The organism is Sphingobacterium sp. xlx-130 (assembly GCF_011007405.1).
GTDB lineage: Bacteria > Bacteroidota > Bacteroidia > Sphingobacteriales > Sphingobacteriaceae > Sphingobacterium > Sphingobacterium luzhongxinii.
In genome coordinates this window covers 520,508-546,496 of sequence record NZ_WFKN01000004.1, presented here as the reverse complement: position 1 = coordinate 546,496, position 25,989 = coordinate 520,508, and the positions used below count along the sequence as shown (strand labels likewise).

General features: G+C 41.2%; 20 protein-coding genes. 9 read left to right on the top strand and 11 right to left on the bottom strand.

Translation table 11 applies throughout. The features are described 5' to 3' along the window. Positions 1 to 7 precede the first annotated feature (7 nt). From G7B18_RS08355 to G7B18_RS08345, 3 genes are all read right to left on the bottom strand, one after another. The gene (locus G7B18_RS08355) at positions 8 to 907 is read right to left on the bottom strand and encodes a class I SAM-dependent methyltransferase (protein WP_164108638.1); all 900 of its coding nucleotides are present in this window, start codon (positions 905 to 907) and stop codon (positions 8 to 10) included. 43 nt (positions 908 to 950) lie between these two features. Beyond that, the gene (locus G7B18_RS08350; RefSeq protein ID WP_164109061.1) at positions 951 to 1,706 is read right to left on the bottom strand and encodes an ABC transporter ATP-binding protein; all 756 of its coding nucleotides are present in this window, start codon (positions 1,704 to 1,706) and stop codon (positions 951 to 953) included. 66 nt (positions 1,707 to 1,772) lie between these two features. Beyond that, the gene (locus tag G7B18_RS08345) at positions 1,773 to 2,507 is read right to left on the bottom strand and encodes an MlaE family ABC transporter permease (RefSeq protein WP_164108639.1); all 735 of its coding nucleotides are present in this window, start codon (positions 2,505 to 2,507) and stop codon (positions 1,773 to 1,775) included. Positions 2,508 to 2,723: 216 nt separating this feature from the next. Between G7B18_RS08345 and G7B18_RS08340 the strand changes: the two genes are divergently transcribed. Then, positions 2,724 to 3,632, top strand: a complete 909-nt coding sequence (locus G7B18_RS08340; RefSeq protein ID WP_164122350.1) for a LiaI-LiaF-like domain-containing protein — start codon at positions 2,724 to 2,726, stop codon at positions 3,630 to 3,632. Positions 3,633 to 3,661: 29 nt separating this feature from the next. Further along, entirely contained in the window at positions 3,662 to 5,668 is a 2,007-nt protein-coding gene (gene ispG / locus G7B18_RS08335) for a (E)-4-hydroxy-3-methylbut-2-enyl-diphosphate synthase (RefSeq protein ID WP_164108641.1), read from the top strand. Here ispG and G7B18_RS08330 read toward each other — a convergent pair. Next, the gene (locus G7B18_RS08330; protein WP_164122349.1) at positions 5,628 to 6,881 is read right to left on the bottom strand and encodes an MFS transporter; all 1,254 of its coding nucleotides are present in this window, start codon (positions 6,879 to 6,881) and stop codon (positions 5,628 to 5,630) included. The genes ispG and G7B18_RS08330 overlap by 41 nt on opposite strands. 174 nt (positions 6,882 to 7,055) lie before the next feature. On the opposite strand from G7B18_RS08330, the gene fsa reads away from it, so the two are divergent. The 3 genes from fsa (at position 7,056) to rnr (ending at position 11,269) form a co-directional block, all read left to right on the top strand. Further along, positions 7,056 to 7,715: a fructose-6-phosphate aldolase gene (gene fsa / locus G7B18_RS08325; RefSeq protein WP_079645082.1), complete on the top strand. Its 660-nt coding sequence runs from the start codon at positions 7,056 to 7,058 to the stop codon at positions 7,713 to 7,715. A 348-nt stretch (positions 7,716 to 8,063) separates the two neighbouring features. Beyond that, on the top strand, positions 8,064 to 8,525 hold the full coding sequence (locus G7B18_RS08320) for a Fur family transcriptional regulator (protein WP_164108643.1): 462 nt from the start codon (positions 8,064 to 8,066) through the stop codon (positions 8,523 to 8,525). 614 nt (positions 8,526 to 9,139) lie between these two features. Continuing rightward, on the top strand, positions 9,140 to 11,269 hold the full coding sequence (gene rnr, locus G7B18_RS08315; RefSeq protein ID WP_164108644.1) for a ribonuclease R: 2,130 nt from the start codon (positions 9,140 to 9,142) through the stop codon (positions 11,267 to 11,269). Between the two features lie 77 nt (positions 11,270 to 11,346). On the opposite strand, the gene G7B18_RS08310 is transcribed toward rnr, so the two are convergent. The 3 genes from G7B18_RS08310 to G7B18_RS08300 all read right to left on the bottom strand — a co-directional run bounded on the left by G7B18_RS08310 (position 11,347) and on the right by G7B18_RS08300 (position 14,644). Beyond that, positions 11,347 to 12,510 (bottom strand): TIGR03364 family FAD-dependent oxidoreductase, encoded by a 1,164-nt coding sequence (locus G7B18_RS08310; protein ID WP_164122348.1) that lies wholly within the window; start codon positions 12,508 to 12,510, stop codon positions 11,347 to 11,349. 36 nt (positions 12,511 to 12,546) lie between these two features. Beyond that, positions 12,547 to 13,863, bottom strand: coding sequence for a DUF5690 family protein (locus tag G7B18_RS08305; protein ID WP_164108646.1), 1,317 nt, complete (start codon positions 13,861 to 13,863; stop codon positions 12,547 to 12,549). A gap of 187 nt (positions 13,864 to 14,050) precedes the next feature. Further along, complete coding sequence (locus tag G7B18_RS08300) at positions 14,051 to 14,644, bottom strand: XRE family transcriptional regulator (protein ID WP_317164372.1); 594 nt, start codon at positions 14,642 to 14,644, stop codon at positions 14,051 to 14,053. A 162-nt stretch (positions 14,645 to 14,806) separates the two neighbouring features. On the opposite strand from G7B18_RS08300, the gene G7B18_RS08295 reads away from it, so the two are divergent. From G7B18_RS08295 to G7B18_RS08280, 4 genes are read left to right on the top strand one after another with little or no spacing between them, the layout of a single operon-like run. Then, positions 14,807 to 15,907 carry a zinc-binding dehydrogenase gene (locus tag G7B18_RS08295; RefSeq protein ID WP_164122347.1) on the top strand — a complete coding sequence of 367 codons (1,101 nt, stop codon included), beginning with the start codon at positions 14,807 to 14,809 and terminating at the stop codon, positions 15,905 to 15,907. After that, entirely contained in the window at positions 15,907 to 17,154 is a 1,248-nt protein-coding gene (locus G7B18_RS08290; protein ID WP_240452805.1) for an MFS transporter, read from the top strand. Before G7B18_RS08295 ends, G7B18_RS08290 begins: the two co-directional genes overlap by 1 nt. Continuing rightward, a complete protein-coding gene (locus G7B18_RS08285) occupies positions 17,147 to 17,893 on the top strand; it encodes an HAD family hydrolase (protein WP_164122346.1) in 747 nt (248 codons plus the stop codon). Before G7B18_RS08290 ends, G7B18_RS08285 begins: the two co-directional genes overlap by 8 nt. Before the next feature lie 11 nt (positions 17,894 to 17,904). Further along, positions 17,905 to 18,891, top strand: coding sequence for a metallophosphoesterase family protein (locus tag G7B18_RS08280; RefSeq protein WP_164122345.1), 987 nt, complete (start codon positions 17,905 to 17,907; stop codon positions 18,889 to 18,891). Between the two features lie 142 nt (positions 18,892 to 19,033). On the opposite strand, the gene G7B18_RS08275 is transcribed toward G7B18_RS08280, so the two are convergent. From G7B18_RS08275 to G7B18_RS08260, 4 genes are read right to left on the bottom strand one after another with little or no spacing between them, the layout of a single operon-like run. After that, complete coding sequence (locus G7B18_RS08275) at positions 19,034 to 20,491, bottom strand: c-type cytochrome domain-containing protein (RefSeq protein WP_240452804.1); 1,458 nt, start codon at positions 20,489 to 20,491, stop codon at positions 19,034 to 19,036. Continuing rightward, on the bottom strand, positions 20,440 to 21,318 hold the full coding sequence (locus tag G7B18_RS08270) for a sugar phosphate isomerase/epimerase family protein (RefSeq protein WP_164122381.1): 879 nt from the start codon (positions 21,316 to 21,318) through the stop codon (positions 20,440 to 20,442). Before G7B18_RS08270 ends, G7B18_RS08275 begins: the two co-directional genes overlap by 52 nt. Positions 21,319 to 21,366: 48 nt before the next feature. Further along, entirely contained in the window at positions 21,367 to 22,860 is a 1,494-nt protein-coding gene (locus G7B18_RS08265; RefSeq protein ID WP_164122343.1) for a DUF1501 domain-containing protein, read from the bottom strand. A gap of 11 nt (positions 22,861 to 22,871) precedes the next feature. Further along, complete coding sequence (locus G7B18_RS08260) at positions 22,872 to 25,628, bottom strand: DUF1553 domain-containing protein (protein WP_164122342.1); 2,757 nt, start codon at positions 25,626 to 25,628, stop codon at positions 22,872 to 22,874. Positions 25,629 to 25,989: the final 361 nt, after the last annotated feature.

Genomic DNA, 25,989 nt, shown 5'->3' with positions numbered 1-25,989 from the left:
CTTTCTTTTATTTAAATTTCCTGAATTTCCCAAACACACCGAGAGGCAGTTTAGGACCTGCTGTCGCCTGCAGATACAGTTCTCCTATCTCCAAGTTTTCCACCTTCGGAAAAGACGCCCTAATCAGATTCTCCACGATAACCGAAGAAAAGCCCAAGGAATAGGTATTCAAGATTAGAAAATGCTCTTCCGGATCCAAAAGCTGAACCACATCACGCATCATCTCCATAATGTGATCTTCTAACTTCCATTTTTCCCCTTTAGGTCCATGCCCATAAGCAGGCGGATCCAATATAATACCATTGTATTTATTCCCACGCTTTAATTCTCTTTTAACAAATTTCAAAGCGTCTTCCACTACCCAGCGAATATCCGAAACACCGGAAAGCTCTTGATTTTCATTGGCCCAGGTTACGACCTGTTTGATAGAATCGACGTGTGTCGTATCAGCACCGGCCGCTCTCGCGATTAAAGAAGCTCCACCTGTGTAGGCGAAAAGGTTCAACACTTTGGGGTTGGGTGTTTTGAATGACTTTACACTTTCCGAAATATAATCCCAATTTACGGCCTGTTCCGGAAATATCCCTACATGTTTGAATGAAGTCAACCCCAATCGAAACTTGATCGCAACATCATTATTCTTGTAGCTGATATGCCAGCGATCAGCTATTTTGGGATTCTTTTTCATCCACTCTCCACTGGTTGCAGACCTACCTTTAAACTTTATGTGGTGCGTTTTATTCCATTCCGAATCGCCTAATACCTTAGGCCAAACAGCCTGTGGTTCAGGGCGAATCAAGAGCAAATCACCAAAACGTTCTAATTTTTCGAAATCACCGCAATCAACCAACTCGTAATCTTTCCAGTGCTGCGGTGTTAATAATTGTATGTTCGTAGTTGTAGACAAAATACTAATATTTAATTTGGAGCAAAGGTAAACAAAAGTCCCATTATTTTATGACCTCTCTTGCAGCCTTCATTAAAGGACTCGCAAAGACAAAATCATTTAGCTCCTTGGTTGTCGAATTTAACATGTCCTGACTCGATCCTTCCCAAAACTTCTGCCCTTGATGCAAAAATAGAATATACTGACCGATTCCCATGACAGAGTTCATATCGTGCGTCACAACAATAGTGGTACAGTCATACTCTTGGGTAAGCTCCTGGATCAATTCATCAATTAATATCGCTGTTGCAGGATCTAACCCAGAGTTGGGCTCATCACAAAAAAGGTATTTCGGACTCATACTGATCGCCCGGGCTATCCCCACCCTCTTTTTCATGCCGCCCGAAAGCTCAGCTGGATAAAGCCTATTTTTACCCGCCAAGTTGACACGTTCCAAACAAAAATTAGCACGGTCTACCTTTTCCGCCCTACTCATATCCGAAAACATATCTAACGTAAATATGATATTCTGTTCGACAGTCATAGAATCAAAAAGCGCCGAATTCTGAAAAAGCATTCCGATCTCCTTTCTTATCGGCACTTTCTCCTCAAAGTCCATCGCTGTAAATTCTTCCTTATCAAAAAAAACCTTCCCCTGCTCCGGCGTATGCAATCCGACAATACATTTCAACAATGTACTCTTGCCCGAACCCGAGCCTCCAATAATGAGGCTCACCTTACCCGGTTCAAAAACCGCATCTATCCCCTTCAACACCACATTATCACCAAATGCTTTATGAATATTCTGAATTTCAATCATATTTTTCTTATTGAACTTGCCTATTCGCAAATTTGCGAATCTGCGTATTTGCATCATCGCGAATTCTTAAAGCATCAACGCAGTAATGATATAATCGCTTGCCAATATTGCGATACAACCGATGACGACTGCGTGTGTTCCTGCTTGTCCAACTTCTAATGCACCGCCACGCACGTGAAATCCTTTATGAGCAGGCACTGTCGTAATGATAAAACCGTAAAAAAAAGCTTTTACCATAGCCACTACAATAGTGAATCCATTGAATCCCCCCTGAATCCCCATGATATATTCATTAGCAGTCACTGCACCGGTTAGCGCACCTCCCAAAAGCCCGCCGACGATAGCACAAAAAATAGCTACAGTAACCAAAACTGGGACCATAACAACACCGGCAATCAATTTCGGTAATATGAGGTATCCCGCCGCATTAATCCCCATGATCTCCAAAGCATCAATCTGTTCGGTGACCCGCATAGATCCGATTTGAGAAGATATTGAAGATCCCACTTTACCCATCAAAACCAATGCTGATATCGTAGGGCCTAACTCCAAAATATTAGAATCCCTATTAATCTGACCGATGACTGAGCTCGGAATCAAATCGGACACCAACTGAAATGCAATCTGCATCGTCATTACCGCACCGATAAAAGTAGAAATGATAACGATCAGTCCCACTGAGCCAACTCCAATCTCGTTCATCTCGTGTAGAGTCTCCCGCCAATAAATCTTCCACTTTTCAGGTCTTTTAAACACCTTCTTTAGCAAAAGTACATACTCTCCAAAATGATAAAAAAACATATGTTGCTGTTTACTATTTATGCTAAAATACATATTAATAGCAAAAAAGTTCATTTCTTTTATCCTAATTTATTCAACCGGTCATTCCATTCACCGACAAAACCTTTTGATTTACCGATTTTTCTAAATCGATAGCCTGATTCTATGGGTAAAGTTGGAAATAGCACAGTACATTTGTAGCAAATAACAAAGTTAAATACTATATTTATTCACGATATGAAAGGGAAAATTTCAACAGGCATATGGTTTATATTTTTTGGGATCATAGCTCTACTTCATAATTTTGATGTGATTAACTTTAATTTCTGGGCTATTCTTCCTTATTGGCCGCTATTAGTAATAGCACTTGGAGCTAACCTGATTTTCCAACAGCGTCCCTATGGAACATTGATTCTCAGCGTGATCAATATTGTATTATGTATTTTCTTAGGCTATAAAGGACTGACCTCTACAGAACGCTTTAACTTAGGAGATAAAATCAATTACAGTACCAACAGCGATACTATTGGAACGAATTCATCTATAAATACGCCCTTTATCAAGGGCACAGAAACAGCTTCATTAGAGTTTAACGTAGGTGCATCAGCCACCATCTTAGACACAGTCCCTTCTTCCCAACTACTGGAGGCATCTACTCCAAATGGGAATATTGGTTTAAAATTAGTAACTAGAGGAGATAGCCTCTCCCCCGAATTAGAACTTAATTCTGTCGTAAAACACAATAATAATAACAATAACAAAATACATCTAGGTCTCCACAGCTCGCCTATCTGGGATTTATCCATCAATATGGGTGCAGCAAGCTTTACAGGTGATTTTAGGAATCATAAAGTGGATAAGATGGAAATCAACGCAGGGGCGGCATCCATAAACATGACATTTGGCTTACCGCAAACCAAGACATCGGTAATCGAAATAAATAGCGCGGCTTCTAGTTGTAAAATAAGTATTCCAAAAGATGCTGCTTGTAGATTAGAAATGGAAAGCATTCTAACTTCTAAAAAATTCGAGGGCTTTCACAAAAAAGAAAATGCCCAACAAACCGAAAATTACGACACCGCCGAAAAGAAGTACCTGATCAAGATTACCGGCGCTGCTAATTCTCTAAACATAAGTAGATATTAACCCTACAAATACCTAACTTTGTCCTTACGATGAAGGCAAACACAAAGTTGATATTACCGGGAGGTTATTGCAATTCGAAACTCGAATATTCACGATTCAAAACGAGAGAAGTAAATATAGGTGACATTCCTATGGGCGGGGACAACCCGATCCGCATACAGAGCATGACTACCATCGATACGATGGATACATTAGGTTCTGTGGAGCAAACCATCCGAATGGTAGATGCAGGCTGTGAATATGTACGCATCACTGCTCCGAGCATCAAAGAAGCCGAAAATTTAGCAAACATCAAACGTGAACTTCGGGCACGAGGCTATCAAGTTCCTCTGGTAGCCGACATACATTTCACCCCCAATGCAGCCGAAGTAGCGGCTCGCATTGTCGAAAAGGTACGGGTCAATCCAGGCAACTACGCCGACAAGAAAAAATTTGATCAAATTGACTACACGGATACAGCCTATCAGGCTGAACTGGAACGGATACACAAAAAATTTGCTCCACTAGTCCGTATCTGTAAGGAATACGGTACAGCAATGCGTATCGGCACCAACCACGGATCACTATCAGACCGGATAATGAGTCGTTATGGTGATACCCCGGAGGGCATGGTCGAGTCTGCTATGGAATTTATGCGTATATGCGAAGATTTGAATTATTACAATCTTGTCGTATCCATGAAATCTTCCAATCCACAGGTCATGGTACAGGCCTACCGTTTACTTGTCGAGCGAATGGTAGCCGAGGGAATGAATTATCCTTTACATTTGGGCGTCACTGAAGCCGGTGATGGCGAAGATGGGCGTATCAAGTCTGCTGTCGGCATAGGCACTCTCCTAGAAGATGGATTGGGCGATACCGTACGCGTATCATTGACAGAAGAACCCGAAAAAGAAGCACCGGTAGCAATTGCTTTAGTAAATCGCTATTCGAAAAGAGAACAAGAAATAAAGGCACAAGAACAACACCCAATTCTTGTCTTCTCTGCTGCTACGGAAACTATTCCTTACACCTCAAAAGAAGTCAACACATTCGTAGGAGGATCTTTGGTTCCACGTATTATCGTAGATATTTCGGACAAAAACCTAAAAGACCCTTTTATCTTGTCGGATGTAGGTTACCGATACGATCTCATCAACGACAAATACCATATGGGCGATCAGTCTGTAGATTTCGTATACCTGGGCGACCAGCTGCCCTCATTTACGATGCCAGGCAACCTGAAGCAGTTATACAACTACCCTACTTGGCGCCAACTGACAAACAGAACAAACGTTCACCCGATATTCACCCTAGAAGAATTTAACGCAGCTGGCTCCAAAGATCCGGTGTTAAATATCATACGGATCAGCAACGAACTCTTGCAGTCAACACATTTCGAATTACTGCAATTAGACGATAGTATTGTTTTTCTACTGGAGACTAGCCATCTACATGGGATGGCAGATCAACGTCAGTTTTTCGCAAACTTACAGGAAATAGGTATTGATACTCCGATTATCCTACAACGCAGCTATGCTACCGCAGATTTTTCTGGTCCGATTGGTGACGTTATGAATCCCGAAGAACCCATCTCTAAATTGCAGCTGTATGCAGCTACCGATTTTGGAGCTTTATTGGTAGACGGGTTAGGTTCCGGTATCTGGATTGATGCCAAATCCGTTCCTACAGATAAATTATCTTCTATTTCATTTGGCATACTTCAAGCCACACGATCACGAATTTCTAAGACAGAGTATATCTCCTGCCCTAGTTGTGGTCGTACCCTTTTTGATCTGCAGGAAACTACCCAAATGATTCGCAGCAGAACAAACCACCTCAAAGGCCTCAAGATAGCCATCATGGGTTGCATCGTTAATGGCCCAGGAGAAATGGCCGATGCCGACTACGGATATGTAGGCGCGGGACCGGACAAAATAACGCTGTATAGAAGTAAAGAAGTTGTCAAGAAAAACGTCAGTTCGGTCAATGCTCTTGACGAGCTGATAGAAATCATCAAGAATGACGGCCTTTGGGTAGCGGAAGAGGAAATTTAAACAGACGTCTATGTATATGCTGCCGGAGATAGATATAAAAGCCCAGTGCTATCATAACTCCTGCAGCTCCCATTAAATACAAGGTATATTTAATTCCCACGCCTTCTGCAACGGCACCTATAAGAAGACTTCCGATAGGAAAAACCCCTTGAAATGCCATAACATAATAAGACATAATTCGCGCTCGATATGTGGGAATGGCATGTGTCTGAATATAGGTATTGATACTCGAATTCTGCATCATCATCGCAAAAGATACAGCAACAGTAAATAGCAATGCGGAAACCAGATAATGCGCATAAGCGAGTAATAAAAGAGCAATCCCCATGATCAAAGCAGAAAATAAGACCCGATAACGCAGATTTTCACCAGATTTCAACCGAGCCATATTAATTGCTCCAATCATAGCTCCTAACCCTGCAGCGCTTTCAAACCAAGAAAAAGTACGTTCGTCACCGGCAAACAGATCTTTAGCGACAGCGGGTAATAAAGAGGTGTAAGGAATCACCAAAAAACTAGAACAAACCATTATTATGATAAGCGACGCTATATGCGGAGAGCGCTTTAAATAATCAAACCCATCTTTCATTCCCTGCCAATTGGACAATTGCTTTGTGTGGGGGAAATAAGATTCTTCAATGCGCATTAAAGACAAGGTAAATAGGACTGGAATAAAACTTAAGAAATTAATAAAGAAACAAATCAACTCACCATATGTACTCAAAAGAATCCCTCCGATAGCCGGTCCTACCATTCGTGCTGCATTAAAAACAGAGGAATTAAGCGCAATGGCATTGGGCAAATCTTTTTTGTGATCTACCAAGGAAACCAACAAGGCCTGCCTGGACACCACATCAAAAGCATTGATAACGCCTTGTGCAAAACCCAATACACAAAGCCAATACACAGACACCCAATCGATATAAACTACGGTGGTGAGTAAGGCAGCCTGTATCATTAAAAGCACCTGAGTAACAACGACCAGCTTGTACTTAGAACGTACATCCACAAAGCTTCCGATGAAAAGAGAAAACAGCAAGGAAGGTGACAACGAAATAAAAGAGACAAATCCCAGCCAAAATACAGAATCTGTGAGCTTATAAACCAACCAGCTTATGGCTATACGTTGCATCCAGGTGCCCAACAGAGAAATAGACTGACCTATAGTATGTAGCCTAAAATTGGGGTAGTGAAGCGACCTGAAAATATCCATATGAACAATATACTTAAATCGATGGAGTGAAACCTAATTCGTGAGACATTATGACCTTGAGAAAACGTAGTCTTCTCAAAAAACTCTAAAGAATTAACTACCTTTGTAACAGCTAAAACAAGAGATCGTTTTTAGACACTGACAATAATTTGTAAACAATAATCAATCAAAAACATGAAATTTTTTATAGACACGGCTAATTTAGCACAGATTAAAGAAGCACAAGATCTAGGTGTATTAGACGGTGTAACGACTAATCCAAGCTTAATGGCTAAAGAAGGAATCAGTGGAGACGAGAACGTAATCAATCACTACAAAGCAATCTGCGACATCGTGGACGGCGACGTCAGCGCAGAGGTTATTTCTACCGATTACGAAGGCATGATTAAAGAAGGCGAGGCTCTTGCAGCTTTAGATAGCAAAATTGTTGTCAAAGTGCCTATGATCAAAGATGGTATTAAAGCCATCAAATACTTCAGCAAGAAAGGTATCAAAACAAACTGTACACTGGTATTCTCTGCTGGTCAGGCTTTATTGGCGGCTAAAGCAGGAGCAACTTACGTATCCCCATTTATCGGGCGTCTCGACGACATTTCTGTCGATGGACTGGGCTTGATCGAAGAGATAAGATTAATTTATGACAACTATGGTTTCACTACACAAATCTTAGCGGCATCGGTACGTCATAGCGCACATATACTAGGCTGTGCTAAGATCGGAGCTGACGTCATGACTGGCCCATTATCGGCGATCACAGCACTTTTGAAACACCCATTAACAGATAGCGGTCTTGCCCAATTTTTAGCAGACCATGCTAAGGCTTCTGGCAAATAATAGGTATTGTTCCAATTGTGACCCAACATCGTCATTTTGAGCGAAACGAAGTGTAGTCGAGAAACCTCAAAGAGCTCTGAGAAGCAAATCTAGAAACTCTAACTCTTAGATTCCGCCTCGCTTCAATCGGAATGACGTTGAGAAAACTTTCATGATCCGCCAGCTGGCAAATCGCCAACAGACATGAAAGTTCTTGATGGCCATTAAACCGAGCGAAGAGAGCTCATTGATGCCTTGAAGAGTCGAGTCGAATCAATAAAACATACACTTTCAGAAAAAAAAAAATTGAGTTTACTCTTTAAGACAGCCATTGAACCAAACGAAAAAACACATACCAAGACAGGCAAAATGAGTATTGAAAAAAAACAGGTAAAAGACATTACAATCAACGAAGAATTTGTGGACATTTTAAGAAGAAATAAACTTAAAATAACCCAACCACGTCTACGCGTTTTAGAAATTATTTCCGAAAAAAAGTCTGCCATATCCCAACCCGAGTTAGAGAAAATTGTAGGCAAAGATATCGATAGAGTAACCCTCTACCGTATCCTTGGAAGCTTCGATGAGAAGGGAATTCTGCACAAGGTTTTTGATCTTAACGGCACAGCAACCTACGCCATCTGTTCAACCAAATGCACAGCCCACCACCACCACGACCAGCACATACATTTTATCTGTTCGGTTTGCAACAGTGTGTACTGTCTCGACGAAGTCAGCATTCCCAAAATTACCCTTCCCAATAATTTTGCACTGCATTCCATAGCTATAAATGCTGTAGGTCTGTGTGACAAATGTAGCAGCAACGCATAATACCTTGCTGCTTACATTTTCCTTTCCCAATACCCTTACTCTAAATAAAACCTCCACTCAGATACGTTAATTTCCATTATTTCCATCCGCTAAATCCCCTTACCATCTTTTTCAGCATTAGTCCGAAAACAGGAGTTCAAAAGAGAAAAAACAAGCTAAAAACAAGCTAAAAAACAAACAACACAAAATTAGCAAACAAATAATTAAACATCTAACAATAAGATTATTATAACCAACTAAATATATCAAAAATATAACTAAAAAATATTAGCAAAAAACCTTTAAAACAGGTAAAAAGACAAAAACAACCTTAACTCCCTTAGTTAGCCTACACCAAAACCATTGAATTTTAGCTAAATAAAATTAAGAAACTAATTATCAAGTAATTCATAACGCTAAAACAAACAATAAATTAATAAAGAATATTTTAAAAATAAAAATCTTCTTGTTTCCTCAAACTCCCGCATCATTTTTGTATATTTCCTATATATTTCAAGAGAGAGTACCACGGGCATCCGTAAAGAATTGTTCTGCCCATTTACACGACTCCCCTTTGATATAATAAAGCGAACCTAGTCCAACTAGAGGCTTCAGTACTTACAACAGAAAAACGAATGAAATCAAAAAAAGAAAATCCCTACAAGGAAGTTTTAACCCAACTGATTATTGATGTTTTTGAAAAATCGGGGAACCCACATCTCAACTATAAACAGGTAGCTTCAAAGCTGAATGTAACAGATACCGATGCTAAAGTAGCCATTGCCGACATCCTTAGCGACACTTCCAAAAGCAGTCCTTTCGCTCAACCTGAAAGAGGCAAATTTAAGCTACGTCAACTACAGGTCTACGTCACCGGAAAAGTAGACATGACGGCGGATGGGTCAGCCTATATCGTCCCTCAAGATGAGTTCGAAAACGACATCTTTGTAGCTCCTCGAAAACTACGACAGGCACTACACGGAGACCTGGTAAAAGTGCATGTATACGAGCGAAAAAAAGGACGCAAAAGAGAAGGCGAAGTTGTCGAAATATTGCAGCGTGCAAAGACAGATTTTACAGGTACAATAGACATCTCTCAGAGCTATGCTTTCTTCCTGCCTGATGACCGAAAAATGCTCCACGATATCTTTATCCCTTTAGACAGTTTGAACGGAGCGAAAGACGGAGAAAAGGTATTAGTTACCATTATCGAATGGCCAAAAAACGCAAAAAATCCGATAGGTAAAGTCAAGACAGTATTAGGTGTCAAAGGTGAAAATAACACTGAGATGAATGCCATCCTTGCAGACTACGGTTTTCCATTACAGTTTCCCAAGGAAGTGGACGATGCTGCAAATGCGATCCCCGAAGAAATCAGTAAAGAAGAGATTGCCAAACGTAGAGATTTTAGGGATACGCTTACATTCACCATTGACCCCGCCGATGCCAAAGACTTTGACGATGCCATATCATTCAAAACATTAGAAAATGGAAATTATGAAATCGGCGTACATATTGCAGATGTATCCTATTACGTAACCCCAGAAAGTATTCTTGACAAAGAAGCTTTCGAGAGGGCAACATCTGTCTACCTGGTGGACCGGGTAATCCCCATGCTGCCCGAACGCTTATCCAATAATTTATGCTCTCTACGTCCGAATGAAGATAAGTTATGCTTTTCTGCTGTATTTGAGATGGACGAAAAAGCAAATATTATCGATCAATGGTTCGGCCGTACTATCATACACTCAGACCGAAGATTCAGCTACGAAGAGGCCCAAGAAATCATTGAAAATAAAGCCGGAGACTTTGTTTCCGAAATTTTGAAATTGAATGAATTGGCCCATATACTTCGCGATCGTAAATTTAAAAATGGAGCAATAAGTTTTGAAAGTGAGGAGGTCAAATTCCATCTTGACGAAAATGGGAAGCCGTTGGGTGTATACACCAAAATTAGAAAAGATGCTCACAAATTGATTGAAGACTTTATGTTATTGGCCAACCGAAAGGTAGCCGAATATATAGGCAAACAAGGAAAAGGAAAAAATAAGCTTGGATTTGTTTATCGTTTTCACGATACCCCCAACCCAGAGACACTAACGAGCTTTTCTCAATTTGCATCTCGATTTGGGCACCGACTGACCATAAAATCAGACAAAGAAACAGCAAAATCATTAAATGCTCTAATGACCAAAATTGAAGGTAGTAAAGAGCAGAACTTACTGACTTCCCTTGCTGTCAGATCGATGGCAAAAGCAATCTATACCACAAAACAGTCATCGCATTACGGTTTAGCATTCGACTACTACACGCACTTTACCTCCCCTATACGTCGCTACCCCGATGTCATGGTGCATCGTCTACTCCAATTTTACTTGGATGGAGGCACAAAAGTCAATGTAGAGCATTACGAAAAGATGGCCGAACATTCTTCACAAATGGAGAAAAAGGCAGCTGAAGCAGAACGCGCCTCCATAAAATATAAACAAGCAGAATTCCTACAAGATCAGGTAGGCGTCGAATATACAGGGCTTGTCTCGGGAGTTACCGAGTGGGGAATGTATGTCGAAATTCAGGAGAACAAGTGTGAAGGAATGGTACGCTTACGCGACATCACGGACGATTTCTATACGCTTGATGAAAAGAACTTTGCAATCATTGGGCAACGAAAGAAAAAAGTATATCAACTGGGGGATACTGTACAGATTAAAGTCAAGAAAGTTGATCTAGAGAAAAGACAGATAGACTTTACTTTATTAAGCTAACAAGTAAGGCATTTTTTGCACTGCCCCAAAAAATTTAGACACTTTATGGGGTAGTGCATTTCGCAAGCATCTTTGGCTTATATATTAAAAATAATCTTTTCAATACTCTTCTCCGCATAACCGGCACTAGCCGTCATCCCTTTCCCTCCTATCCCCGTACGAACATGTATACGCTCCGACACATCGATTTCAAAAATCTGCTTATCGTGCTGCGCATAATAACCGGCCCAAGTTGACTCGATCATACTTTCATCTACTGGCATGATTCTATTCGCTTCCGCCAGCATCAGCCTATTGATCGTATTATTAATAGAAAAACCAAGGTCGTCGATCTGACTGCCTAAAGCATACTCGTGCGAGTCGCCTATAATGATACTGCCATCTACCGCCTGCTTAAAAAGAATATGCACCCCCCATTTGCGCAATTCTTCATAGTGTGTGGGAACAGGTATGGTATGGAAAGACGGACAATAAGCTTCAAAACTCTCGTACCGACGTACGGTAAGTCCGGTGAGAATATTCCCCGGCATCCTCAAATGCGGCAGAGGCTTGGTACGCATCATCTGCAATTTACTCACTTTCAAACCGCTGTCTTCAAAAAGATCTCTAAATAACAATTTAAACTCATAACCATTACAAATCACCACCTTATCCGCATCGAAACTTTCGCCTTTGCTGGATCTTAGAGAAACAGTATCTCCCACCTCTTCACAGCCCACAATTGCGGTATCGTAACGCAAGGTATAATTGTAAAATTTCCCTTTCAGGTAATCGTGAATCTTCCTGATCATTAAATCCGGTTCTGCACTGAGTTCCTGCTTAAATACAATAGCTTCTTTCACATACCCCCCATTCAACATAGGATAAGCTTTTAGAACCTGCTCTTTAGACCAAAGTTCGTGGGCATAACCTACCTGCTGATAATGTGCGCTCAATTCGTGAATAACCTGTACTTCATCCTGATCTGAAGCAATGTAGATGCTGCCATTGTTACGGATGGATATATCCGTCTCCCGCTGTATGGATTGATAAATGTCCAATCCTCTTACCCCGTATCCAAACCATTCTCCAGCCATGCCGGACGGTACGACCTGTCCAAAATTACGAACCGTAGATCCCTGCGGGTAATTGTCTTTCTCGACATGCAGTACGCGAAGGCCTTTTACCAAGGCATGATAGGCATGGAATGTACCCAACACCCCTCCTCCCACAACTATAAGATCATATTTCTTGTATTTCATCAACTCTATATTTATTACATTTTTAAAAATCTAAGATCATCCCCATAACAAAACCCGCGTTTTGGGACGCCGCACTTTTACAGGAGATTTCTGTTTGCGAACAAAATAAATCAGCGAAAGAACAGACAAAATGCCCCCTATACAAGATGCAAAGAACACCAGCTGTATAAAATACCCTCCCCAGCTCAGCGTATTGGGCAGCATCTCTTTATTGATCATAATAACAAAACTACCTAAGTAACCTATAGAGTCCGCTAGATACATAACAAATCCCGCATTGCTCTTCACCTTAAAGGTAGCTATCATCCGTTCAAAAAAGATGGCATTGTAGGGTATATAAGCCATGTACAACCCCAGTCCCACTAACAACATCCAAGTAAGACCATCCAGCAGATGAAGAGTATAGAAATACGTAGAAAGGCCGGAAATAAGGAACCCCGCTATAATCTGTAGGTGAATCAATTTAAATGCCTTCAGATTGTCTTTTACAAGGATAAGCATCGAAATCATAAACAGCACAATTAGGGCTATAGCCCCATCGACCTTCGCATAAATACCATTATCCTTAATATGCAACATGTTCCAGATTTCTATCTCAAAATTATCTCTCACATCGCGAAGTATAGTCAATAACATATAAACAAGCACCGTCAGTACGATCCCTGGCATAAAACGTTTCAGAAACTTTTTACGCATCTTTCCGTCCATAGCGACACGTTCTGTTCTTAAACGCTTATCGGCAGAGGTCGGTTCAGGAGCCATTCCTAATACCCAAACGCACAATAGAAAAGGCACAAAAAACAACAATCCGGTGCAAAAAGGCATCCAATACTCCGTGACAGCAAAGGAACTCATCAACCAACGGCCTACTGTCTTAATCAAGCCCGAAGCAAAGATTAAACTCACAGCCATAACAGCCCCCATAATCTCCGTAAAACGCCTTCCTTCCAAATAAGAAAAAACCAAGCCCCAAATCATTCCCAATGGAAATCCGTTAAAAAACATGAATACGATATTCCAAGGTTTAGATACCAATGCAAACAGAAATAGACTAAACCAAGAGATCAAAATAAGTACCACTAAATAACGCGCTCTATTTTTATTTTTACTCTCAGCGATAAATCGAATGCCATAAAATTTGCTTAACATGTATCCCAACATTTGAACAATTACAAGCCATACCTTAAAACTGATTCCTAATAGTTGTTCATCCGCAAATCCCGCTGCTGTAAAGGCCTTCCGAAAAGAGTACATACTCGTATAACAAAAGAAAGCCGCCAATGCAAGAACAATTGCGACAGATCGTTCATCTAAACCTGTAAACCTTTTTTTTAGAGTATGCTTCAGTGACATAACCGTATACTTATTGGTAAAAAATCTTATTAAGCAACCAAAAGTATAGTTATGCTATTAACAAAACACTAAACTAGAGTTAAGTATTTGTAAACAATAATAACAATATATTTTAGCATTTGTAAAACACTAAAAAAGCCCTAAACGGATCGTTTAGGGCTTTGATTATAAATTCTAAGTCCATTTTCTATTTAAGCTTCTGGTCAAAAAAATAGACAATAAGCATCAAGGCCTTGTGCTCACCAATATTTCTAGGTGTGTGTGCGAGTCTCCCATTAAAGAAAATTGAATCACCTTCTTCCAATACAATGACTTGATCGTCGAATACATACTCAACCTTACCGCTGATTATATATTTATACTCATAAGCCTCTGTCTCAACCATAGGGCGACTGGCATCTGGCAACAGTTCCAACAACACAATATCCAATGTTGAACTGTCTATGGAGGTAGTAAAAATACGTTTATAGTAAAAACCTAATGCTTGCTCCTTTTCAAATGCTGTATAGGAATCCTTCTTACGGACAATAATCGGCCCCGAGTCTTCATCCGAATTAAAATCTTTAAAAAACTCATTAAGGTCTATTTCGAGCGATTTTATAATATTGATCAAGACCAAAAGAGAAGGAATCGTCCTGTTGTTTTCAATCTGGGAAATCAAACCTTTACTAACTCCTGCCCGATCTGCCAGCTCCTGAATAGTAATACCTTTCTCTTTACGTATCTCCTTCAGCTTTTGACTTATCTTAAATAATGTATTGTCTTCCATGTTACTCTTCAAAAATAGGTAAATATATCCGCTAATTAATATTAATTTATTAAAGCAGATTTCGTACAAATATCTCCACCCCCATAAAACTTAATAATAAATTAACGCTATAAAAATATAGCATAAATAAACTTTGTTTAGTATTGCAAAACATATGTATATTTATACAATGATATGAAAGAACAAGGCACTTATTACATATTCCACAAGGCATTTCAACCTTTAGAAAAGGTTGAAATGCCCCTGCCGGACCTCCGAGAGAACGAAATTTTAGTAAACATCAGCTACGCCACGCTCTGTGGCAGTGACCTACATACTTATTGTGGCTTTAGACAAGAGCCATGCCCAACCATATTAGGCCACGAGATTGTTGGCGTAATTGAGCAGATTTCTCCAAGTCATAGCGGTGTGGACGCTATCGGGACACCGCTTCATATTGGCGACCTCGTGACTTGGACAGTATTTGCAAGCGACCCAAACACGCTCGATTACCAGGTCGAAACTCCTCAGAAAAACTCTGATCTTTATAAATATGGTCATCGGCAGATAACAGCTAAAGACAGCTTTCACGGAGGATTAGCCTCACACATAATCTTACGACCACATACCTGTCTTAGGGTATTACCTCAGGACATCCCCTTAGGAATAGCGGCGACTATCAACTGTGCGATAGCAACCTCAGCAGGAGCAATCCGTCTTACGGAATCGGTCGCTAACAAAAACGTACATATTGCCGGGATCGGACTACTCGGGCTTGTCGCGATCGCCATGTGTAAAGAAATGGGTGCACATCATATCGTTGCTTCGGATATAAATGAAGATAGGTTAAAACTGGCTAAAGCGTTCGGAGCGACACATACGCTAAACCTGAAACAACAGGACTCTGACACGGTACTGAAAAAGCTTTCTATAGGCTGCTTTATAGATATGAGCGGATCCCCTGATGCGATGGAACTTGGTGTAGATACGCTACAACAACATGGCAAAGCTGTATTTGTTGGAGCCGTATTCAACCAACGTAAGACAGGTATTGATGCCGAACAGATGATACGAAAAATGCTTACGATCAAAGGTCTACATAATTACAACTATACGGATTTCTCCAATGCAGTGGATTTTATTATTAAACACTGGAAGACATATCCTTTCGAATCGCTAATTGAACGTGACTTTCCACTATCCAATATCAACGAAGCTATCCAGTTTGCAATAACAAACAAACCGATACGTGCCGGTCTATATATGTCTCACCCACCCGTGAAAACCGAAGAATAATGGACACTGCATTTAGAAAAGACCAGTGGAAGATGCTCTTTGTAACCATGTTCTGTTACTTATTCTTCTACACAGGACGACATAACTTTGGCTGGGCTGCGAAAGGGATTGCTGAAGAGCTCGACATCAGTTTTCAACAGATAGGTTGGATCAGTTTTGCGATGCTGATGGGCTATGCCATCGGTCAGCTGATCAACGGAAACCTTGCGGATCGACTTAGCCCCAAGACGATGATCATTACAGGAGGTGGTCTTTCCATACTGTGCAATCTCTCCATCAGTTTTGCAAATAGCTATACGGCAATACTCTTACTATGGACATTGAACGGATATTTCCAGTCTATGGCCTGGGGAGCCGGAGGTCGATTAATATCCAATTGGTGGAGCAGCGAGGAACGGGGAAAAGCATTTGGCTTTTATACCATGGCAGCAGGAAGTTCCTCTGTCCTCACATTTTTGATGGCTCTTGTATTAGTTCATCAAGATCAGAGTTGGCGAACTTTATTCCGCTACCCAATTCTATTTTTAGCGGGGGCACTTTTATTATTTCTATTTCTGGCGTATAGTCATCCTAAACACCAAGGATACACCACCCTTGAAGAGGATGAATCGGAATCAACTGCGGCCACTCAAAACTGGAAGGAAGCCTATAAAACCGTATTTCGGAACCAAAATTTTATGATCGCCTCTGTAGCGATAGGCTTTCAAAGTATGGCACGATACGGTCTCATATTTTGGGTACCTATACATTTCCTTGGAAATGATTATAAACAATCGAGTGGCAACCTATGGCTTACCCTCCTCATTCCTATTGGCATGGCTCTTGGCGCAGTTTCATTTGGTTATATCTCGGACCTCGTGTTCAAAAAAAACAGGAGCAAGTCGATACGTGCGGGTATGTTGATCAGCTGTGTCATTGCAGTACTTATATACCTCGTTCCGATCGAAAACCACCTTATGATGGGGGTACTCATGTTTGCCTCAGGCTTTTTTGTATACGGACCCCAAGCCAATTTTTGGACACTGAGTCCTGACTTACTGGGCACCAAACTGGTCGGAACGGGTATAGGTATTATGAATATGTTTGCCTATGTATTTGCAGCTGTGGGAGAGCCACTATTTGGCAAACTGATTGACTACACGGGAGATACGGCTAATATATTTTTGTTTGTAGCCCTTATCTGTGCGCTGTGTGCATGTATCATATCATTTGTTAAAATTAAAGAATCCATAAATAATCATGAGTAAAGTAAAATTAGCCATCTTTGACATGGCCGGAACAACAGTCCAGGATGAACGTGAAGTTGAAAAGTGTTTTTATGACGCCATAAAAGCTACTAATTTGCATATATCGCGAGAAAAGATTAATAGCATGATGGGTTGGTCCAAAATTCTTGTGTTTGAGACTATATGGAAAGAAGAAATAGGTGAAGATCATCCAGATTATTCGAAAAGAGTCCAAGAGTCCTACAATTACTTCACCCAAACGTTGGAAGAACACTACGAAACAGTCGGTGCAAAACCTTATGAAGGCGTATTGGAGGTATTTGATTACTGTAGATCAAACAATATCAAAATAGCATTGACTACGGGCTTCTATAGAAAAGTAACCAATATTATCTTAGCAAAGCTAGGTTGGGACAAAGGATTGAACAATGATTACGTATGCATAGAAAATAGCAACGAAAATAGCATCAACTGCTCTATCGCCAGCAGCGATGTGGAACAGGGACGACCAGCACCGGATATGATTCAATTGGCGATGAAAAAGTGTGGTATTGAAGACCCGAAACAGGTAATCAACCTGGGTGACACTCCCTCTGACCTTCAGTCAGCAGAGGCTGCTAACGTACTGTATTCTATAGGTTCTCTATATGGCACGCATAGTCATGAAGAGCTACAAAGCTATAAACATGATCAGTTCATTTCGAAGCCAATCGAAATGATTGATATCATCAAAAAACTAAATGAACAAGAGTTTAAATAGCATATTACACCATGATAAACCGAAAAAGCTTCATCAAGATCGGCACCCTGGGGGTGTCCGGTTTTTTTTTAAACAGTAGCCTAGCATCATCTCTGAATGAGATTGACCACACCATAAAAAAGAAGGGCCTTAAATTCGGCGTCATCACCGATTTACATTATGACCTGATGCATGATGCTGGAGAACGTGCAGAAGCATTTATCAATGCTATGAACCAGGAACAACCCGATTTCATCATAAGCCTTGGCGACTTCTGTGTGCCAAAACCACAGAACCAACCGCTAATGGATACCTGGAATAAATTTAAAGGCGAAAAGCACTATGTACTGGGCAATCATGACACCGACGGAGGTTTTACAAAAGATCAGGCCTTACGTTTTTGGAATATCAATCGCCCATACTATTCCTTTGACAAAGAAGACTTTCATTTTGTAATTTTGGATGGCAACGAGAAACCTGCTAATTCTAAACTTCAAGGTTATCCAAGAACTATTGACAAGAAACAACTTGCATGGCTTAAGGAAGACCTACAAAAGACCAATCTGAGAACTGTTATTTTTTGTCATCAAGGACTAGACAATACCAACAATGGTTTAGACAATGGCATGGAAGTCCGCTACCTGTTTGAGCAGATTAATCAGAAAGCTGGATTTAATAAAGTCATTCTTGTCTTGACTGGTCATCATCATTCCAATTATCACAACACCATTAATAATATTCATTACGTACAAATTAACAGTTCTTCCTACTACTGGGTGGACGAGTCTTACAAGAGTACTGCATTTACTGAAGATTTCTACAAAAAACACCCCATACTACGTCATACCATCGTATATGAAGACCCGATATGGGCCATTGTGGAAATTGATGGTAAAAACAAAATAAAGATTAATGGCAAGAAAAGTAGATTCGCTGGCGACGATCAGACAGCACCATCAGGTATAGCAGATACCTATCCAATCACTGCCGAAATCGATAATCGAGAGCTAAGTTATTAGTGACGCACGCAAAGAGCCTCGTTTGGCGGTCTCTTTGCTTCTCAATCCTGCATCAGACCGCTTCTTCCCCATCGAACATATACATTATGTTTTTATCTGCCCTAAAAAATATGAGTCTCCTGTACCGTAAAAATACAGAACACTAGTATTTCATCGTGTCTGAGTTTAAAAAAGGAAGTTGATACTTTCCCGAATCCACATACAATTCCACAGCTTTTAAATCTTCAACTCCCTTAGCCGTCACCTTAGTCTGATAAGCATAAATTTGCTTTAAACCTTGTAACTGTCCGAGATGGCTAAGCCCTTTATCGGAAATAACTGTCCCAAACAAATTAATATAGCGCAGCGATTTGCTTGCTTTAAGCAAAGCAAGTCCTTCATCAGACAATTTTGTATGTTCCAAATGAAGCTTCCTCAGATAAGGCATTTTTACAACATTCGCCATAGCCGCATCGGTAACGGCTGTTCGCGCCAGTTTAAGCTGTACAATATTATCTTTTATCAGCAAAAGCTCCTCTAAATCCTTATCTGAAAATTCTGGATAATTGATCGCATTTATGGTTACATAAGGACTATTAACCGCCACAGGCAATACTTTAATACCTTTCGCCTGAAGATTTCGAACGAATTCTTCGGGAAGATCACTTCCTCCGGGCAGATCGGCGTACTCCGATTGTTCAGCCTCATTCCCTCCTTGTTCCAGTTGTGCTAACAGTGTTTTTATTTCAGGAGATTGATTTGTTTGACTCACCTTCTTTGTAAAACTGGCTCCTTCGGTAATCCACCATCCGATCAACTGGATCTGCTCTGCAGTAATCGGAGTCCTACCTTTCGGGGGCATCCGCTTGTCATGCCCCTCTGGTAATACTAATCGAGCATACAACTCGCTTTCGGGCATCTTTCCTGGTTTTAGTACGACGCCACCGTCTCCCCCCTTTAAAAGAAATTCCTGACTGTGTATTGCCAAGCCGCCTTCTTTCTTTCTCTCTCCATGGCAAGAGGCACAGCGCTGCATCAAAATCGGTGCTATTATCTCTTGATATAAAGCTGCCTCCTGAACATTCTCAATTTTAGCCATTTGGAATTCCTCACTTTTTAGGCCCAGCATATCCTTTATCACTGTTGGGATTGCCTCTTTAAAATACCCTTCGCCGTGTGTCAGTGTCCCTCCAAAATGACCAGTCGCCCCTATTAGTAGAAACAGTAAACTGAATACCAACAATCGATAACTCCATTTTTTTCGATACATCCAATATACGGATACCGAAATAACCGCAACTGCTATCCCCAACCATTGATGAAAATCTAAAGTTTGTTGTTCGTATCCCCCTCGCAAGGACAGTAGGTATCCCGCAATACTGGCTAAAATAGCAGCCATACTCCCGAAAAATAACACTACTGGAATAGCAACATGTATCTCTTTATATTGCTCTCTTTTGGCAAGAACAGCCATAAAAAAAGCGACAACCAACATACCTATGGGAAGATGCACCAACAATGGATGGGCTCGACCGATAAATTCGCCTAACTCTTCAAAAAACTGTCCCATTATTTGTATCGCGCTCGTAAAAGTTTCAACATGGATACGTTTTGTTGCCATTGACTGCTCACAGGTTGCTGGGTATAGGGCAACGTGGGCAGATAACCGGCAGGGCCAAACTCGGTCGTAATAGTTAGGGTCCCGCGTCCCTTTTCTTTGTGCAACTGCACTATTCTATCCCACCAAGCCAAGTGCTGTTCCAACGTACTTTTCCACTCTGGAGCCGTAAAATCGTTGACTTGAGGGCCCTGAGGATGTCCAACACGTGCGTGTATATGCCCGGTACGTTGAAGTGCTAATTCTACCGTCTCTTTCTGATCACTCAATAGGGACTCGTGAACATTACACCAATGCGAGATATCCAAAGCAAGGTTAAGTGCGGGAAGCTCTTCCAAAAACCGCTTGGTAACATGGGCTGCAAAACTAAAGCGGCCACGATGTGTCTCATGGTAGATAGGCAGATTATTTAACTTACTGATCGTACTTGCCGCATCGATCAATGTACTATTCTGTTGAAACGTATAATAATCTTTGCCGGTATGACAATTGATATAATCTGGTTTGACACGAATAGCCGTTTCAATATTCTTCACAAAACTATCGTGATATTCCTGAAATGATCGTCCACCGCCGCCGCATAGCAAGCCAAGTGACAATTCATATCGTTTTAAGGCCTCCAACATGTCACTACGTTCAGTATCTGTTCCGGGCAGCCAAGTCTCTACCCCATCAAATCCGGCATCCTTTACCTTGGCACAAAATACCTCCCAGGTATCTGTCATTCCCCAGTTTGTGCAATAGATTTTAATTTTTAATCCCGTATTCGACTGTGCACTACCCGCCATTGCATTAACCAACAATAACAACCATAATATAGAATATCGCATCCTCCTCATATATGTAATAAAATTCCTTAATATTAAATAAACAACAAGCTACACGACTGCACGAATTAACTCTCCGTGTACGTCGGTAAGTCGAAAAGGTCTACCTTGAAACTCGTAAGTAAACTTCTCGTGATCAAACCCTAATAGATATAGCATAGTAGCATGCACATCATGTACAGATGCCCTTCCCGAAACTCCGGCAAACCCTATTTCATCCGTTTCGCCATAGGTCACTCCCTTCTTTACCCCTCCACCGGCCATCCAAATGGTATAGGCATCCGTATGATGGTCCCTTCCTAGAAATGGCATATCGCTATTATCACGATTCTCTTGCATCGGTGTACGTCCAAACTCTCCTCCCCAAACCACTAATGTTTCGTCCAAAAGACCTCTCTGCTTTAGATCCAACAAAAGAGCTGTCATAGGCCGATCTATCTCCCTGCATTTATTTCTGAAACCAAGATCAATAGACGTAGAAGAATCTGTACCGTGACTATCCCATCCCCAATCAAAAAGTTGCACGAAGCGCACACCCTGCTCTACCAATTTACGCGCTAATAGGCAGTTATTTGCAAAAGATTCCTTACCTGGTTCTGTACCGTATAATTCGTGAATGTATTCCGGCTCTTTACTGATATCCATAACTTCAGGGACGGCAACCTGCATTTTATAAGCCATCTCATATTGTGCTATCCTAGAGAGTGTCTCTGGATCCTTATAGGTATCATATTCTGCTTTATTAATTTCATTAATCGCATTAATTGTTTGCTTCTTCAAGTCCCTTCCCATTCCATCTGGATCGGCAAGATATAATACAGGATCTCCTTTAGAACGACATTGTACCCCCTGATATACCGAAGGCAAAAATCCCGATCCCCACACACTCTTTCCTGCGTCGGGCGTTTTACCGCCCGAGGTCAGCACCACAAAACCCGGTAAATTACTATTTTCAGAACCTAAGCCATAGGTGACCCAGGAACCGATACTCGGTCTACCCAAACGAGGACTACCGGTATGCATAAATAATTGAGCGGGACCATGGTTAAACTGATCGGTGTGTACTGCTTTTAAAAAACTAACTTCGTCGGCTACTTTTGTAAAATGAGGTAAGTGGTCTGAAATCCAAGCACCACTCTGTCCATACTGGGCAAAGGTAGCCTGAGGCCCTAACATTTTTGGAACGCCACGGATGAAAGCGAAAGTCTTTCCAGCTAAAAGTGATTCTGGACAAGGTTGATTGTGTAATTTGTGTAATGCTGGTTTATAGTCAAAAAGTTCCAATTGCGAAGGAGCTCCTGCCATGTGGAGATAAATCACACTCTTGGCCTTACCTGGAAATTGTGGCGCTCGAGGAATTAGCGGGTTCAGCGCATTCAGATCTATACTGGACCCTGTTCCTCCTGAACCTGCACAACTCGCGAGAAAACTACCTAAAGCAATACTACCGATTCCTGCGACACAGTCTTTTAAAAAGTGTCTACGCGTCACAGCCTGTAATTGTTGCTGCTCTAATTCCTTAAACAATCTATCAAAGTCTTTCATCACTTTCCACGTTATGATTTTGTTAAAAATTCATCCAAATTCAATAGTGCGTTCGCTACAACCATGTAGGCTGCCCTTGAAATTACCTGTTCACTAGTCAACTTTCCAGAATCTACGCCTAAAAATCGTTCCGCATCTTTTGGTTTTTTATTAAAATCGAGTTTCGCATTCCCATATAATTTTTCTAATGCTGTAAGTTTCTCTTTAACCGGATTACGGAGCATTATTCTTCTGTAACCTATTTCTAACGCCTTTTGCAGATCACCATTGCTTTCCTTTTCCATAAACTCAGAAAGATGCTTTGCTGCTTCCAGATACACTGGGTCATTCAAAGTGGTCAACGCCTGTAGCGGGGTATTTGTCCGTATCCGATCCACTAGACACACCTCTCGACTCGACGCATCAAAAGAAATAAAAGACGGGTAAGGACTTGTACGCTTCAAAAAGGTATACACCCCTCTTCTATACTGATCCTCTCCTTGACTTTTATTCCAAGATTCACCACTGTACACCGTCATCCAAACACCATCGGGCTGATAAGGCATGACAGAGGGACCGTACATTTTTTTGCTTAATAGCCCTGCCACGGACAGTGTTTGGTCGCGGATCTGTTCGGCAGTAAGCCTGAATCTCGGCCCTCTAGCGAGGTAATGGTTATCCGGATCTTTCTTGCTGTCATCGGTATTCAGATCGGACGACTGCTTATAGGTGGATGACATTACCATCTCCTTAATCAGGCTCTTTATACTCCAATTCTTCTTATACATCACATCCAGTGCAAGATAGTCCAGTAAAGCACCATATATAGGCGGATTACTCTGCGTACCCATATCGCCTAATGGCTCAACCAGCCCGCGGCCAAACAGTTGTGCCCATACACGATTCACTAAGGTTCGAGCCGTTAAAGGATTCTCTTTGCTCGCAATCCATTTAGCAAATCCAAGACGGTTTTTCGGTTCATTTTTTGGAAAATCATTTAGTACTGCCGGCACAGTAGGCTGCACCTCCTCACCCAAGGTCAACCGATTCCCCCTTTCGAAAACATGGGTCTTGCGTTTCATATCCGAGGGATTTTCAATCATAACAGGTACCGACTCTGGGTGTGTATTAATAAGCGACAGAAACACGTCTTGCATCCTGCCAGCCTCGACTTCATTCGCTTTCGGGAGGGGTTCTCTAAAAGCAAACCACTCAATCATACATACCGGCTGATCTTTGGCGGCAGTTGGATTTTTAAAAACAAGATACAGATCATGAACACCTTTCTCTGCTTTAAAATCTAAGGCTATCACCTGACGTCCCTTGGTACTGCCCAGCTTGGTATGCAATAATACAGGACCCTGAGGGGTACCTTTTCGAATCTCCATAGAGCCCCCCTCTAGTCCAGTCCAGTAGTTAAGGTACAGCTGTTCCTTACCATCCAAAGCAATTTGCTTAAGCCGCGCATGACCTCCATCTCTAACGCCTAGCCATTTTGTATCATACAGGGCTGCGTTCACCAGTTGATCACTATAGTGAGCATGTATCTTGGGCTCCAAGGTGTGTAAAAACAGATCTGCTGACCGTTGCATCTGCTTATCACCATGCTGTCCCAACCAAGACTTGATACTGTCAATCCGTCTTTCGTCTTCCTCCCGGTAAAAGCGCAATTTAGGGTGATCACCCTGTGTATCCTCATCTCGTGTATTATTAAAGAAAGCCAATGACTTATAATACTCTTCAAATTTAAAAGGATCATAGGTATGACTATGACATTGCACACATTCAAAAGTCGTACTTAACCAAACCTGATAGGTCGTATTCACCCGATCTAGTACAGACGCCATTCTAAACTCTTCACTATCGGTACCGCCCTCATCGTTATTCATCGTATTCCGATGAAATGCCGTAGCAATGAGCTGCTCCTTTGACGGTTCAGGCAATAAATCCCCGGCAAGTTGTTCTATGGTAAACTGATCGAAGGGCATATCCGTATTTAGGGCTCGAATCACCCAGTCACGATAAGCCCATATCTGTCGTGCCCCATCCTTTTCATATCCCTTTGTATCGGCGTATCGAGCCATATCTAACCACCACGAAGCCCATTTCTCTCCGTACCCATCCCGATTGAGTAAGCTATCTACACGTCTTTCATAGGCATCCTCCCGCTCATCCGCGAGAAAAGATTCTACTTCTAACAAAGTTGGGGGAACTCCAATAATATCCAAATACACACGGCGCAACAAGGTAGACTTGTCAGCCTCAGGAGCAAATGAAAGTCCCTTCTCGGACAACTTATCCTGAATAAAATAATCTATATTATTGCTTATCCCTGAAGGATTAAATCCAAACAGACCTGCAAAGGAAAATGGCTTTGGTACATCGACCTTTTCTGGCAAGGTGTACGCCCAATGCTCCCCCCATTTAGCACCTTCATTAATCCAGCGTCTCATTACATCGATTTCATCTTCACTTAGAGCCGCGGCATTGTAGGGCATCCTTAACTCAGGATCGTCCGTAATAAGCCGCTTGAAAAGTTCACTATGATCAGCGTCTCCACGGATAATTGAAGATTTACCAGATTCTGTCTTAGCAAAAGCTTCTTCTTCAAACAATAGACTTAAACCACCACTGGCTTTCACACCTCCATGGCAGGAAATACAATGTTTGTTGATTATTGGTTTTACTTCTGCACTAAAATCAACGGGGCTTTCTTTCCGAATGGAAAAAAATGCGATACCCAAAACTCCAATAAGTATTATCGAAATTACTAAAGCACGTTTCTTCATTGTTTTAAATATTCACGTAGTGAGGGGATCTAAAAAGTATTTTACCCAATCTTAAACGTGCCCTTGCAAGGAGGTAAGACACGGCAACCTACACTATAACGAAGTAGATTAAGTATACCTTCTTTCCTCAAGTTTGCAATGCACACTATTGCTTACTTTTTGAACACCTTCATTCTCTTACAATTGGCATACATACGTTCCACGCCCCCTTGTTGGTATTAATAACTATAGGAAACGATTTAGCTTATGGAACTTTTGTTTATCCACTGGTTAACGTAAAAATAGGAAGTTTACAGAGAAGCAACTAACACTATATTGACAGTTTTTAAAACTATATTAACCTTCCAAACTTATTAGATTC